The organism is Pelagerythrobacter marensis, from assembly GCF_001028625.1.
Lineage (GTDB): Bacteria > Pseudomonadota > Alphaproteobacteria > Sphingomonadales > Sphingomonadaceae > Pelagerythrobacter > Pelagerythrobacter marensis.
Map to the genome: position 1 here is coordinate 1281117 of NZ_CP011805.1, position 13215 is coordinate 1294331.

The window sequence follows — 13215 nt, forward strand, 5'->3', positions numbered from 1 at the left end:
TTCCGGGCCCTCCCCCTTGCGTGAACAGGCTTCGTTCTCTAGTTGTTCACACGATCATGCCCCCTCTCGAACCTGCTTCAAACGTCGCCGCGGATGGCGAAATTCCCCTTTATGCAGCGCGACTTAACGCGCCGCAGCGCGAAGCCGTTCTGACCACCGAAGGCCCTGTCCTGATGCTGGCTGGTGCGGGTACCGGCAAGACCGCCGCGCTTACCGCACGCCTTGCACACCTCGTCGCGACACGGCGCGCCTGGCCTAGCGAAATCCTGTGCGTCACCTTCACCAACAAGGCTGCGCGCGAGATGCGTGAACGGGTGACGCACCATCTGGGCGAAACGGTCGAAGGAATGCCGTGGCTGGGCACGTTCCATTCGATCGGTGCCAAGATGCTGCGCCGGCATGCCGAACTGGTCGGCCTGCAATCGAACTACACGATTATCGACACCGACGACCAGTTGCGCCTGCTCAAGCAACTGATCGCGGACAACGATGTGGACGAGAAGCGCTGGCCCGCGCGCCAGCTCGCCGGGCTGATCGACAGGTGGAAGAATCGGGGGCTCAATCCCGAAGATCTCGATGCCGTCGAAAACGAAGCCTACGCCAACGGGCGCGGGCAGCAGTTCTACCGGCTTTACCAGGATCGGCTGAAGGCCCTTAACGCCTGCGATTTCGGGGACCTGTTGCTTCACATGCTCAACGTGTTCCGCCGCGAGCGGGACGTGCTGGCGCACTATCAGCAGCGGTTCAAATACATCTTGGTGGACGAATATCAGGATACCAACCAGGTCCAGTACCTCTGGCTCCGCCTGCTGGCGCAGGAACGCAAGAACATCTGCGTCGTGGGGGACGACGATCAGTCGATCTATTCATGGCGCGGGGCCGAAGTGGCCAATATCCTGCGGTTCGAGAAGGATTTTCCCGGCGCGCATGTCGTCCGTCTGGAACAGAATTACCGTTCTACTCCGCACATCCTTGCCGCCGCATCCGGCCTGATCGACGCCAACAGCCAACGGCTGGGCAAGAGCCTGTGGACCGAAGCGGACGGCGGCGACAAAGTGCGCGTGATCGGCGTGTGGGACGCGCCGGAAGAGGCGCGCCGGGTGGGCGAGGATATCGAGCGGCTGGAGCGCGAAGGCGCGCCGCTCGATCGGATCGCCATCCTGGTGCGGGCCCAGTACCAGACACGCGAGTTTGAAGACCGCTTCATCCAGATCGGTCTCAATTACCGCATCGTTGGCGGCTTTCGGTTCTACGAACGGGCCGAAATTCGCGATGCGCTCGCCTATCTGCGCGTGATCGCGCAGCCGCAGGACGATCTCGCCTTCGAACGGATATACAACCAGCCCAAACGCGGCCTAGGTGCCAAGACGCTGGAAAAAATGCATCAGCACGCGCGCCGTACGGGTCTGCCCCTGGCAGCAGCCACCCTGCAACTGGCGGATAGCGACGAATTGCCCGCGCGCGCAGCCAACGCCATCGGCAGTCTGATGCGCCAGTTCCTGAGCTGGCGCGAACAGGCCGAGAAAGTGACCCCGGCAGAACTGCTGCGGACCGTGCTGGAGGAAACCGGCTACAACACGATGCTCCAGGCGGAAAAGACGGGGGAAGCGTCGGGCCGGCTTGAAAACCTGTCCGAACTCGCCCGCGCGATGGAAGAATACGAAACGCTTGGCGACTTCCTCGAACACGTCAGCCTGGTGATGGACAACGAGGCTGGCGACGACAGCGAGAAGGTCACCATCATGACCATCCATGCCGCCAAGGGGCTGGAGTTCGACAACGTCTTCCTGCCTGGCTGGGAAGAAGGCGTTTTCCCCTCGCAACGTGCGCTGGACGAAGGCGGGCTGGCGAGTCTGGAGGAGGAACGGCGCCTGGCCTATGTCGCGATCACGCGCGCCCGGCGGCGCTGCACGATCCTGCATGCGGCCAATCGGCGGATCTATGGCCAGTGGACCAGCAGCATCCCCAGTCGTTTCGTGGGCGAGCTTCCCGCCGACCATATCGACGAAGAAACCACCCTGACCGGCGGTGCATCCTTATGGCGCGCGGGTATGAGCGAGCATGAAGACCCATTTGCCCATCTCGCCACGAACCGGCCCGAACGGGCGGGTACGCGCGGCCCCGGCTGGCAACGGGCCCTGTCGACCGGCTACGACGCCAGCCCCAAACGATTGCGCGAGACAACGCGCAGCGCAGCCAGTTTCGCCGCGAAACCCCGCACCGACGTGGCTGTCGGCCAGCGGGTGTTTCACGACAAGTTCGGCTACGGCATCGTGACCGATCAGGAAGGCAACCGGCTGGAAATCGAATTCGAGCAGGCCGGCCCCAAGCGGGTGATCGACAGCTTCGTTACCCTCGCATAGCCAGCGCGGGCGTTCGCCTGCCGATCGCGCCGCCTACTTCTTCCCGAACAGGCTGCTGGCGAATCCGGCGATATCGTCGAACGGATTTCCGTCGCCATCCTGATCGAGGATCTGGGTAAAGCGCGCCAGCGAGCCTTCGCCGCCGATCTGTTCGACCACCTGTTGCAGTATGCCCGAATCGAGCCCGGTTTTCTGCGCGGCAAGGCCGACGGTATCGCCGTCTTCGTGATGCGCTTCGCCCAGGGCGGCAATGGCACGTTCCGCCTGGCTCGCATCGATGCCGAGCTTGTCGGCCATGTTCTTGACCGTGGGATGGTTCTGCGCCGCGCCGAGAAGCTGATCGAAAAGTGCCATCGTCGTTCTCCTACAGGTGATTCCGTTCGGGAACGGATTGTAGTCTGTCCGTCCCGAAACGAAAGGCCCCCGCTCCGGTTTCCCGGGCGGGGGCTCTCCTCTCCAACTGTGAAAGCGTTGAAAGTGCGCTCAGGCAGCGACCGGCGTGGCCGGGGCCGCATCGCGCACGCCCTGGTCGACGTGGTCGGCAAAGGGGGCGAAGTTGTCGATGAACAACTGCACCAGCTTGCCCGCCGTACGATCGTATTCGTCCTTGTCCGCCCATGTCGAGCGGGGATTGAGTATTCCGTCATCGACCCCCGGCACGCTGACAGGAACGTCGAAACCGAAGTTGGGATCGCGGCGGAATTCCGCGTTGGCAAGCGTCCCGTCGAGCGCGGCATTGAGCAGCGCGCGAGTCGCCTTGATCGGCATACGCTGACCGACACCGTATTTGCCGCCGGTCCAGCCGGTATTGACCAGCCAGCACTGAACGCCGCCCTCGGCAATCCGCTTCTTCAGAAGATTGCCGTAAACGCTGGGGTGACGCGGCATGAAAGGCGCGCCGAAGCAGGTACTGAACGTCGCTTCCGGCTCCGTCACGCCGATCTCCGTCCCGGCGACTTTCGCGGTGTAGCCCGACAGGAAGTGGTACATCGCCTGTTCCGGCGTCAACCGCGCGATCGGAGGCAGAACGCCGAAGGCGTCGGCCGTCAGCATGATGACGTTCGAGGGTGGCGGCCCGAGGTTTTCGTCCGACGTGTTGGGGATCGAGCTGAGCGGGTAGGCTCCGCGCGTATTCTCCGCCAGGGTATTGTCGTCGAGATCGATCTCGCCGTTCTCGTCCATCACCACGTTTTCGAGGACCGTACCCTCCATCTTCGTGGTCGCGTAGATTTCCGGCTCGGCTTCCGGGTTGAGGCGGATCATCTTGGCATAACACCCGCCTTCGAAGTTGAACACTGCGGTATCCGACCAGCCATGCTCGTCATCGCCGATCAGCGTACGGCTGGCATCGGCGGAAAGCGTGGTCTTGCCGGTGCCCGAAAGGCCGAAGAACACCGCGCTCTTGCCATCGGGGCCGATATTGGCGCTGCAATGCATCGGCATCACGCCCTTGGCCGGCAGCAGATAGTTGAGGATGCCGAAAACGCTCTTCTTCATTTCACCGGCATATTTGGTGCCGCCGATCAGGATCAGCTTCTCGCTCAGGTTGACGGCGATGACGGTTTCGCTGCGACAGCCGTGGCGTTCGGGGTCGGCGCGGAAACTCGGCAGATCGATGATCGTGTATTCGGGTACGAAACCCTCCAGCTCCGCCGCCGTCGGCCGGACCAGCAGGGTGCGGATGAACTGGTTGTGCCAGGCCAGCTCGTTGATGACGCGCACATTCGCCCGATATTCCGGCTGCGAGCCGCCAAACAGGTCCGCAACGTAGAGCGTGTCCCGCTCCCCCACGGCCGCGAGAAAATCTTCCTTGAGCGCGGCAAAATGCTCGCTGGTCATGGAGGCGTTGTTGTCCCACCAGACCGTATTTTCGGTCTCGGCATCGCGGACGATGAACTTGTCCTTCGCGCTGCGCCCGGTGTGCTTGCCGGTTTCGACCACCAGCGGGCCATGCTTGGCCCGGCGTCCCTCGCCGTTTTTCAGCGCATGTTCGGTCAGTTCGGCCGAGGACAGATTGGCGTGTACGGTCGCCTTTGTATCGATGTTCTGGGCGGAAAGCGGGTAGGACAGCGGGATGCTCACTTCAATCTCCTGATCGCGCCTGGCTGCCGCCCGAAACGGGGCAGCGCCGGCGAGTCGTTCGCATACGAATGCACGGAATGTCTGCAAGCGCATAATCGCGCGCCGCGCCCGCGTCAAACACCTCCCGTCGCGGTCTGCGTTGTCTCGACCGCAGGAAGCGTCTAACCGTCGCCTCGTTGCCAGTTTACACCCTGATCACGGAGGCGAGATGGCTGAGGCAGAGCGTTCGCAGGCGGACGGGGAACCGGTCATCGCGCTGGTCGACGACGATCGCAACATCCTGACGACCGTATCCATCGCCCTGCAGGCGGAAGGCTACGCCACCCGCCTCTATTCCGACGGGGAAACGGCGCTGAAGGCTCTCCTCGAAAGCCCGCCCGATCTCGCAGTGTTCGACATCAAGATGCCTCGAATGGACGGCATGGAACTGCTCAACCGCCTGCGCCGCCATTCGAGCCTGCCGGTGATCTTCCTGACCAGCAAGGATGACGAGCAGGACGAAGAGGCAGGGCTGGAACTGGGCGCAGACGATTACATCGCCAAACCGTTCAGCCTGCGCCTGCTGCTTGCCCGTATCCGGGCGCTTCTGCGGCGCACCGAATTGCGGCAGGAGAAGGACGATCGCCCGGCTCAGGATCAGGAGAACGCCAGCGAACCGTTGATACGGGGCCGGCTGACGATGGACCCGGCCCGTCACAACGTGACCTGGGGCGACAGGCCGGTGTCGCTGACGGTGACCGAATTCCTGCTGCTGGAAGCGCTGGCTGCCCGCCCGGGGGTCATCAAATCCCGCAACGCGCTGATGGATGCGGCCTATCCCGACGACGTGTTTGTCGACGACCGGACGGTGGATAGCCATATCAAGCGCATGCGCCGCAAATTCCGCGCCATCGACCCGAGCTTCGCCGCGATCGAAACGCTCTATGGCGCAGGTTACAGCTTCAGCGATGGCTGACGCTGGCCTTCGCGACCGGATCGACGAGCGCCTGGACCGGTTGAGCTGGTCGCGGCGCCTTTCGCTCACCACGCGCATCCTTGCGGTCAACCTCCTGCCGCTGGCGCTGCTCGGCGGCGGAATCTTCTATCTCGACACGTATCGCAAGCAGCTCCTTTCCGAACGGTACAAGCTGGCGCGGATCGAAGCGCAGATCACGGCAGAGGCGCTGGCCGGTGCATCGCGCCAGCGGCAGGAAGCGCTGCTGATCCAGATCGGCAAGGAACAGAAGATGCGCCTGCGCATGTTCGATGCCGAGGGGCTGCTTTGGGCCGACAGCTTTGCACTCGATGGCCCTGCGTTCGAGTTCGACGATCTCGGCAACGATCCGATGTCGGTGGAATTCGCTCGCTGGCTCGATCGTGCGGTCGACACGATCGTGGGCGCGGACCCGATCCCGGACTATATCGAACCGGAAGAGCCGGTGGCCGATTCCTGGCCCGAGCTTGCCCGGGCGCGGGAAGAAGGCGTCTCGCAGATTCAGTTGCGCGATGCGCCCGATGGCTCACCCGTGATCAACGCCGCAGTGCCCGTCGGCCTCAACGGCGCAACCCTGCTGACGACCCGCAACGCGCTCGATATTACCGAGAAAGTCCGCCAGGCACGCTCGACGCTGGGCATGGCGGTGATGATCGCGTTGCTCGGTTCGATTTTCCTGTCGCTCTATCTCGCCCGCACCATCGTGCGCCCGCTTCAGTCGCTGGCGCGGGCCGCCATGCGCGTTCGACTCGGCCGCGAACGCGCAATCGAAGTTCCGCGAATGCCGCAGCGGCGCGACGAAATCGGGGCGCTGGCCCGGGCGGTATCCGATATGACCAGCGCGCTGCGGCACCGGATCGACGCAGTCGAGCACTTCGCTGCCGATGTCGCGCACGAAATCAAGAACCCGCTGGCGTCGCTACGCAGCGCAGTCGAATCGATCGCCAAAGTCGAAGACCCGGAATTGCGATCGCAGCTCACCGCCATCGCCGAACACGACATCCGGCGGATAGATCGTCTGGTAACGGAAATTTCGGACGCCAGCAGGGTCGATGCCGAAATCTCGCGCGCGACCTTCGAACCGCTGGACCTGGGCGATCTGGCAGCGGCCATTATCGACGCGCGAGAGAACCGTGCGGAAAACGATGGCCGGCAGATTCGGCTTCTCCGCCATGATGGTGGAGCCCCGGTGATGGGCGTACCCCTGCGTCTTGAGCGCGTGATCGAGAACCTGCTCGACAATGCCGTATCCTTTTCGCCGCCGGGCGGCATGATCGACGTTGCCGTCACGCGCGACGACGAAGGCCGGATCATCCTGACCATCTGCGACGAAGGGCCTGGCATACCCGAAGATACGCGGGAAAAGGTGTTCCAGCGGTTCCATTCGGTCCGGCCCGATGCCGAGGCATTCGGCAATCACAGCGGGCTCGGCCTGGCGATAGCGCGCACGGTGGCGGAAGCGCATGACGGGACACTCCAGGCGCAAGACCGGCCCGATGGCCGCGAAGGTGCGTGCCTGGTCCTCAGCCTGCCAGCCGCGAGGGTATCTTGAACGCGCCGCTGACGCGCCAGTCCACATGCGTGGCAGTCGCCGGACGCGGGCTGATGATCGAAGGGCCGCCCGGGGCGGGAAAGAGCAGTCTCGCACTCGCGCTGATCGATCGCGGAGCCGTGCTGGTCGGGGATGACGGCATTCTTCTAGAGGAACGATCGGGTTCGCTCTGGGCCATGCCACCGATACAAACCCGGGGCCTGCTGGAAGCGCGCAACCTGGGGCTCGTCGATTTTCCCGTGATGGATGCACCGGTGGCCTTGCGCCTGGTACTGGACCCGCAGGCACCGCGTTACATCGAACGGGCACAGATCGCCGATATCGCAGGCGCCGAGATCCCGTCGCTGGCCTTCGATCCCGCGATGCAGCCGACCGCATTCCGCGCGGAAATCGCGCTTCGCACTTATGGGCTGCCCCTTCCTGAAACGAAGGCTGGCTGACCCTTCCCATTCGGAACGATAGCGAGCACACCCTGCATCCATGGCCGACGATTCGCCCCCTGATCGCCAGCGCATTCTGCTTGTCACCGGGCTTTCGGGCGCGGGCAAGACCACTGCGCTGAGAGTTCTCGAAGACCTGGGATGGGAGGCGATAGACAACTTCCCCATCCGCCTGCTCGGTCGCCTGATCGGCCCACCCAATCCCGATGCGCCCCACCCCCCGCTCGCCATCGGGTTCGATTCGCGCACGCGGGGGTTCGTGCCGCACGACATTATCGGCAAAGTGAAGGACATCGCCAAGCGCCCCGATCTTACCGTCACCACGCTGTTCCTGGACTGCAACAGCAGCGAGCTGGAACGGCGTTACAACGAAACGCGCCGGCGGCACCCAATGGCCGTCGATCGCCCGGTGCGCATCGGAATCCAGGCAGAACGCGAACTGCTGGAACCCTTGCGCCGGTGGGCCGATGCAGTGGTCGACACGTCCAGCTTTTCCAGCAACGATCTGCAACAGGCAGTGCGTGCCCAGTTCGTCGATACCGCTCCGCAGGAAATGGCGGTGATCGTGTCCAGCTTCGGATTTGCGCGCGGGACCCCGCCGCTGGCCGATCTGGTGTTCGACATGCGTTTTCTGGACAACCCCCACTGGATCCCCGCCTTGCGCGAACAGACCGGGCTGGACGCCGCAGTGGGCGAACATATCGAACGCGATGACAGTTTTGCCCCGGTATTCGGGCAAATTCGCGATCTCGTACTGACCCTGCTCCCCCGTTACGAGGCGCAGGGGAAGAGCTATGTCAACGTCGCGTTCGGGTGCACCGGCGGGCGACATCGTTCGGTCTATGCAGCCCAGCGATTCGCTCAGGCCTTGCGCCAGGCGGGTTTTTCGCCCACGGTCATCCATCGCAATCTTGGATCACGCGCGGCCGACGAAATCGAAGGTCCGCAATGAGTCTCTGCCTGTTGGCCATGGTTCGCATATTTCCCACCCCCCATTCCGGACGAAGCCTTCGCATATGATCGGCGTGATTCTGGTTACCCACGGCCGTCTGGCCGATGAGTTCGTTCATGCGATGGAGCATGTTGTCGGCCCGCAGGATGCGATCGCCACCGTCTGCATCGGCCCCAACGACGACATGGAACAGCGCCGCAAGGATATTGCGGGCGAGATCAAGCGAGTCGATTGCGGCAAGGGAGTCGTGATTCTCACCGATCTGTTCGGCGGGACCCCGTCGAACCTGGCAATTTCCCTATTGGAAGCCGGCCGGGTGGAAGTGATTGCGGGTATCAACCTTCCGATGCTGATTCGCCTCGCCGGCGTGCGCAAGAAAGCCAGCGCGGCCGAAGCGGTCCGCGCTGCGCGGGAAGCAGGACAGACATATATCACCGTAGCCTCCGAGCTGCTGGGTCGGCACAGCGGCGTTTCGTGATGGAACGGCGCGAGGTGAAAATCGTCAACACCCGGGGGCTCCATGCCCGCGCGAGCGCAAAATTCGTCAACGTCGTCAGCCAATTGCCCCCCGGAACCAACGTCAGCGTGGCCAAGGGCGGGCACGAGGCGGCAGGCGGATCCATCCTGGGCCTGATGATGCTCGGCGCGGCCAAGGGCGACACGATCGAAGTGATCGTGTCCGGCGACAACGCGCCGCAAGTTCTCGATGAACTTTGCGAGGTGGTCCGCAACGGTTTCGGCGAGGATTGATGCCTGCCCCGCCCCGCCGGCTGATCACCGGCTTTTCCAACCCCACGGTCAAATTCCTCCGCTCGCTGCGCGACAAGAAGCATCGCCGCCGCGAAGGGCGTTTCCTGGCCGAAGGGCTGCGCCTGCTGACCGACGCCCGCGAATCGGGCCGCGTGCCGGAGATGCTGGTCATGTCCGAGCGGCGCGATCCGCATCCTCTGACCGACCTGCTCGAACGCGCGGTGGAGGATGCGGGGGGAACGATCGTCGAAACCACGCCCGATATCCTCGCCAAGATTACGGGCAAGGATAACCCGCAGGCCATTGCCGGAGTCTTCGCTGAATTCGACACTTCGCTTGCGGCGCTCGATCGCGGCAGTGCGCCGATCTGGCTGGTGGCGCAGGCGCTGCGCGATCCGGGCAATCTGGGCACGATGCTGCGCACCGGCGATGCGGTGGGTGCCGGCGGCCTGATATTGATCGACGATTGCGCCGATCCCTTCGGCGTCGAAGCCGTCCGCGCGAGCATGGGGGCGGTATTCACCCAGAAGATCGCGCAGGCAACATGGGATGAATTTCTGCCTTGGCTCCGCAGCGGATCGGGCCAATTGGTCGCGGCGAGCCTGCGCGATGCCGTGCGCTATCGCGATGCCCCTTACACCGCCCCCTGCTTCATCCTTGTCGGCAACGAATCGCGCGGCCTGCCCGAAGAGTACGAAGCGGCCTGCGATCTGCGTGTGACGATGCCGATGCGCGGGCGGGCGGACAGCCTGAACGCCGCAGTGGCCGGGGCCGTTCTCGCATACGAAGTTCTGGCCACCTTCGACAAATAGCCCCTGCTGCTTCCCGCTCTGCCGATCATTCAGCGAGCACTCAGCATCACCCGGCCAAAGCCGCCAGCATGAGAATCGCCTCCGCTCTGCTGCTCGCCCTGATTGGTACTGCCTGCGTTCCCCGTGCCGAGATTCCGGAGCGGCTGGCGCAGGGCGAATGGCGCTTCGTTTCCATCGATGGGGATACGCCTGCGGTTCCCGACAGGGCCACGCTGGTCTTCGACGGCGACCGGGTGGCCGCGAACGTCGGATGCAACGCCATTGCGGGCGAATGGCGGGTCGAGGAAGAACGTCTGATCGCAGGCCCTCTCGTCGGTACAGAAATGTTCTGCGAAGGGACCGTGTGGGAACAGGAGCAGGCGATATCGGCGCTGCTCGTCGCCGCGCCGACGATTGAGTGGCGGGATCGGACGCTGGTCCTGCAATCGAGCGGGCACGAGGCTCAGCTGGAACCGGTCGAACCGCAGCCCTGACGGCGGCGGCGCGATCCTCTCCGTTCCGGTTAGTCGCCCGCCACCAGGCTGGTAATGCTCCATTTCCCGTCGCGGCTCGAGGCGATGAGGCGATAATCGATCAGGCTGCGCAGGCGATCCGTCGCGATATAGCCGCGTGTTCCATCGACCGTCGCGACATGCTGAAACGGCGCATTGGGGACATATCCGCCAACGAGTTCCACCACGTTCCAGGAAACCTCGTGCACCGGTTCGGCGTCCGCGGCGGCCGTTACCCGAACGGGTACATTCCTGCCGGTCACCATCATCCCCGTCATGGGATCGACTTCGTCAATCGGCTGCGCGAAATACCACGGGATGGTCATGCTCGCCTGACCTTCGGCTGCACAGCCCAGAGGCAGCAGAGCGGCCAGTTCCTGCCACAACGCAGCGTCCGGCGTATCCAGCCTGCGCCGCAATTCTTCGGCGCCGAAGCCACCGCCGAAATCGAGCTTCACATCCGGCGCGGCAAGTTTCAGCAAGGCATCGGCATCGCGCGCTTCGACCGCCCCGCTCAGTTCACGGCGGAAGGCCGCCGCGCCGGGAAGGCCCGCACACTCGTCGCGCGGGGCGTAGGGGCCGGCGGCACCTTCCAGCATCGTTTCTCCCGCCGCCTCCTCCACAAGCCGTTCGGTTGCGTCGCGCAGTTGTTCCGAAGGCGCGCGGCCTTCGCTGCACCCGGCCAGGGCAAAGACGAATAACAGGGCGGAACAGATCGGGGCAGCGCGCATCGCCGGCTTTTCTGCGTCAGTCGCCATCCTTGTCAAGCGCGCGTGAGGCCGGGCCCTGCCCCTCCACATCGTCGCCGGTATAGCGCGGGGCGCTTTCCACCAGAGGAACTTCGTCGATCTCGCGCTTGCCGATCTCAATTCCCTTGTCCTTGAGACGGCGACCGGCGGACAGGACGTTGCGTTCGAAGCTGCCGACGAACTTGTTGTAGTTGTTGACTGCGGTTTCCAATCCACCGCCGACCCGCTTCATGTGCTCGGCCGCAATGGCGAGCCGGTCATACAGCTCCGCCCCTGCCTTGCCGATTTCCACCGCTTCGCGCGCGATCGTATCCTGCCGCCAGACTTGAGCGACGGTACGCGCAATGGCCACCAGATTGGTCGGCGTCGCCAGCAAGACCTTGTTACGAAACGCAAAGTCCCACAATTCGGGATCATGCTCCAGCGCCGCAGCGACGAAGTGTTCGCCCGGCACGAACATGACCACATAATCGGGCGCTTCGTCGAACTGGCTCTGATAGCCCTTGGCGCCGAGCGTCTGCACGTGCCCCCGCATCGATTTGGCATGGAGATCGAGATGCCGCCGGCGCTCGTCATCGTCGTCCGCCTCGAACGCGGCCTGATAGGCATTGAGCGAGACCTTGGCATCGATCACCAGCTTCTTCTGCCCCGGCACGTTCACGATCGCATCGGGCCGCAACCGCCCTTCCTCGGTGTCGAGCGAATGTTCGAGATTGAAATCCGTGTGCTCGCTAAGGCCGCATTGTTCGAGCACGTTCTGCAAGGCCCGCTCGCCCCATCGGCCACGAGCCTTGGGCGCATTGGTCAGCGAATTGCCCAGCCGCTGCGCCTCGCGCCGAACTTCGTCCTGCCCGCGCTGCATTTCGGCGATCTGCTGGTGGAGACGGGAAAAGGCATCGGTGCGCTTTTCCTCCAGCGCGGCGACCTGTTCCTCGTACTTCTTCAACCGCTCGCCCACTGGCTGGAGCAGGCTGGCGATCGCTTGCTTGTTCGCTTTCTCCGAATGGCCGAAGCGCTCGGTCGCGCTGGCGAGAAAACGCTCCTGCGCCGCGCCCAGCACCTTGGCGCCGGTATTCTCGAATTCCTTGAGCAGTCTGTCGCGCGATTCTTCGAGCAGCCGCTTCTGTTCCTCGAACCCGGCTCGCTCGGCCCGGAACGCCGCGTTCTCTTCCCTCGCCCTGTCCAAATGTTCTGCCAGAGCGTCGGCGCGGGCGGCGCGCTCGCTCATCGTGGCGAGTTCGGGCGTCATCGCCGCGATCCTGTCCGCCAGCCGCTTCGCCTCGGCATCGCGCTCCCCATGCCGGGCCTGCCACTCGGCAATCGGACGCGACCCTGCAAACCACCCGGCCAGGGCGCCCAGAGCAAGCCCTGCAACAAGTACGACGAGAATGAAAAGCGCGGAATCCATGCCGTCACGCTAGGCGGAACGGAAGCGGAACGCCAGATGGCTTTGCAAGTTTTCCGCCATCGGCGGCAAGGTCACGCCGCGTGGCGCAGCTTCTGCAGCTTCTTGAGAGCCATCTGCCGCTTCAACCGGCTGAGATGGTCGATAAACAGGATGCCTTCGAGGTGGTCCATCTCGTGCTGGATGCAGGTGGCCATCAGCCCTTCCATCGCTTCCTCGTGGACATTGCCTTCCAGGTCCTGCCAGCGCACGCGGCAGGCCGCCGGGCGATCGACATCGGCGTAGATTTCGGGAACCGAGAGGCACCCTTCCTGATACGTCGCCAGGTCTTCCGCCGGATCGAGAATTTCGGGATTGATGAAGACGCGCGGCTCCCGAATCGTCGGCTGATGCGTGTGCTGGTGCCCGCCATGATCGCAGACTTCCGGCTCCGCATCGGGATCTTCCGGCTGCAGATCGATCACCAGCACGCGCTTGGGCACGCCCACCTGGATCGCCGCGAGCCCGATACCCGGCGCGTCGTACATCGTTTCGAACATGTCATCGACAAGCGTTTTCAACTCGTCGTCGAACTCGGTCACCGGTTCGGACACGACCTTGAGCCGGGGATCCGGCACTTCCAGGATTTCACGAATAGCCATGGCGG

At 63.9% G+C, this 13215-nt stretch carries 14 protein-coding genes; 9 read left to right on the forward strand and 5 right to left on the reverse strand.

The genetic code is table 11. The features are described 5' to 3' along the window. The first annotated feature begins 56 nt into the window (after nucleotides 1–56). Nucleotides 57–2363: an ATP-dependent helicase gene (locus AM2010_RS06150; RefSeq protein WP_047806318.1), complete on the forward strand. Its 2307-nt coding sequence runs from the start codon at nucleotides 57–59 to the stop codon at nucleotides 2361–2363. 33 nt (nucleotides 2364–2396) lie between these two features. On the opposite strand, the gene AM2010_RS06155 is transcribed toward AM2010_RS06150, so the two are convergent. Both AM2010_RS06155 and AM2010_RS06160 read right to left on the reverse strand, forming a co-directional pair. Further along, nucleotides 2397–2717 (reverse strand): hypothetical protein, encoded by a 321-nt coding sequence (locus AM2010_RS06155; RefSeq protein WP_047806319.1) that lies wholly within the window; start codon nucleotides 2715–2717, stop codon nucleotides 2397–2399. Between the two features lie 129 nt (nucleotides 2718–2846). Continuing rightward, nucleotides 2847–4445 carry a phosphoenolpyruvate carboxykinase gene (locus AM2010_RS06160; protein ID WP_047807754.1) on the reverse strand — a complete coding sequence of 533 codons (1599 nt, stop codon included), beginning with the start codon at nucleotides 4443–4445 and terminating at the stop codon, nucleotides 2847–2849. 208 nt (nucleotides 4446–4653) lie between these two features. Here AM2010_RS06160 and AM2010_RS06165 point away from each other — a divergent pair, with 208 nt between their 5' ends. The 8 genes from AM2010_RS06165 to AM2010_RS06200 all read left to right on the forward strand — a co-directional run bounded on the left by AM2010_RS06165 (nucleotide 4654) and on the right by AM2010_RS06200 (nucleotide 10397). After that, nucleotides 4654–5400: a response regulator transcription factor gene (locus AM2010_RS06165; RefSeq protein WP_047806320.1), complete on the forward strand. Its 747-nt coding sequence runs from the start codon at nucleotides 4654–4656 to the stop codon at nucleotides 5398–5400. Then, the gene (locus tag AM2010_RS06170) at nucleotides 5393–6970 is read left to right on the forward strand and encodes a sensor histidine kinase (RefSeq protein ID WP_047806321.1); all 1578 of its coding nucleotides are present in this window, start codon (nucleotides 5393–5395) and stop codon (nucleotides 6968–6970) included. Before AM2010_RS06165 ends, AM2010_RS06170 begins: the two co-directional genes overlap by 8 nt. Then, nucleotides 6967–7410 carry an HPr kinase/phosphorylase gene (locus tag AM2010_RS06175; RefSeq protein WP_082132813.1) on the forward strand — a complete coding sequence of 148 codons (444 nt, stop codon included), beginning with the start codon at nucleotides 6967–6969 and terminating at the stop codon, nucleotides 7408–7410. Before AM2010_RS06170 ends, AM2010_RS06175 begins: the two co-directional genes overlap by 4 nt. Nucleotides 7411–7450: 40 nt before the next feature. Then, entirely contained in the window at nucleotides 7451–8362 is a 912-nt protein-coding gene (gene rapZ, locus AM2010_RS06180) for an RNase adapter RapZ (protein WP_047806323.1), read from the forward strand. A 64-nt stretch (nucleotides 8363–8426) separates the two neighbouring features. Next, entirely contained in the window at nucleotides 8427–8840 is a 414-nt protein-coding gene (locus AM2010_RS06185; protein ID WP_047806324.1) for a PTS sugar transporter subunit IIA, read from the forward strand. After that, the gene (locus AM2010_RS06190) at nucleotides 8840–9112 is read left to right on the forward strand and encodes an HPr family phosphocarrier protein (protein ID WP_047806325.1); all 273 of its coding nucleotides are present in this window, start codon (nucleotides 8840–8842) and stop codon (nucleotides 9110–9112) included. Before AM2010_RS06185 ends, AM2010_RS06190 begins: the two co-directional genes overlap by 1 nt. Further along, a complete protein-coding gene (locus AM2010_RS06195; RefSeq protein ID WP_047806326.1) occupies nucleotides 9112–9924 on the forward strand; it encodes a TrmH family RNA methyltransferase in 813 nt (270 codons plus the stop codon). The genes AM2010_RS06190 and AM2010_RS06195 overlap by 1 nt, the downstream gene beginning before the upstream one ends. Nucleotides 9925–9992: 68 nt before the next feature. Beyond that, entirely contained in the window at nucleotides 9993–10397 is a 405-nt protein-coding gene (locus AM2010_RS06200; RefSeq protein WP_053043969.1) for an META domain-containing protein, read from the forward strand. A 29-nt stretch (nucleotides 10398–10426) separates the two neighbouring features. Here the strand turns inward: AM2010_RS06200 and AM2010_RS13725 are convergent, their stop codons facing one another. The 3 genes from AM2010_RS13725 to AM2010_RS06215 all read right to left on the reverse strand — a co-directional run bounded on the left by AM2010_RS13725 (nucleotide 10427) and on the right by AM2010_RS06215 (nucleotide 13210). Continuing rightward, nucleotides 10427–11173 (reverse strand): hypothetical protein, encoded by a 747-nt coding sequence (locus tag AM2010_RS13725; protein WP_053043971.1) that lies wholly within the window; start codon nucleotides 11171–11173, stop codon nucleotides 10427–10429. Then, entirely contained in the window at nucleotides 11163–12572 is a 1410-nt protein-coding gene (locus AM2010_RS06210) for a DNA recombination protein RmuC (protein WP_047806327.1), read from the reverse strand. The genes AM2010_RS13725 and AM2010_RS06210 overlap by 11 nt, the downstream gene beginning before the upstream one ends. A gap of 71 nt (nucleotides 12573–12643) precedes the next feature. Next, entirely contained in the window at nucleotides 12644–13210 is a 567-nt protein-coding gene (locus tag AM2010_RS06215; protein ID WP_047806328.1) for a peptide deformylase, read from the reverse strand. Nucleotides 13211–13215 lie beyond the last annotated feature (5 nt).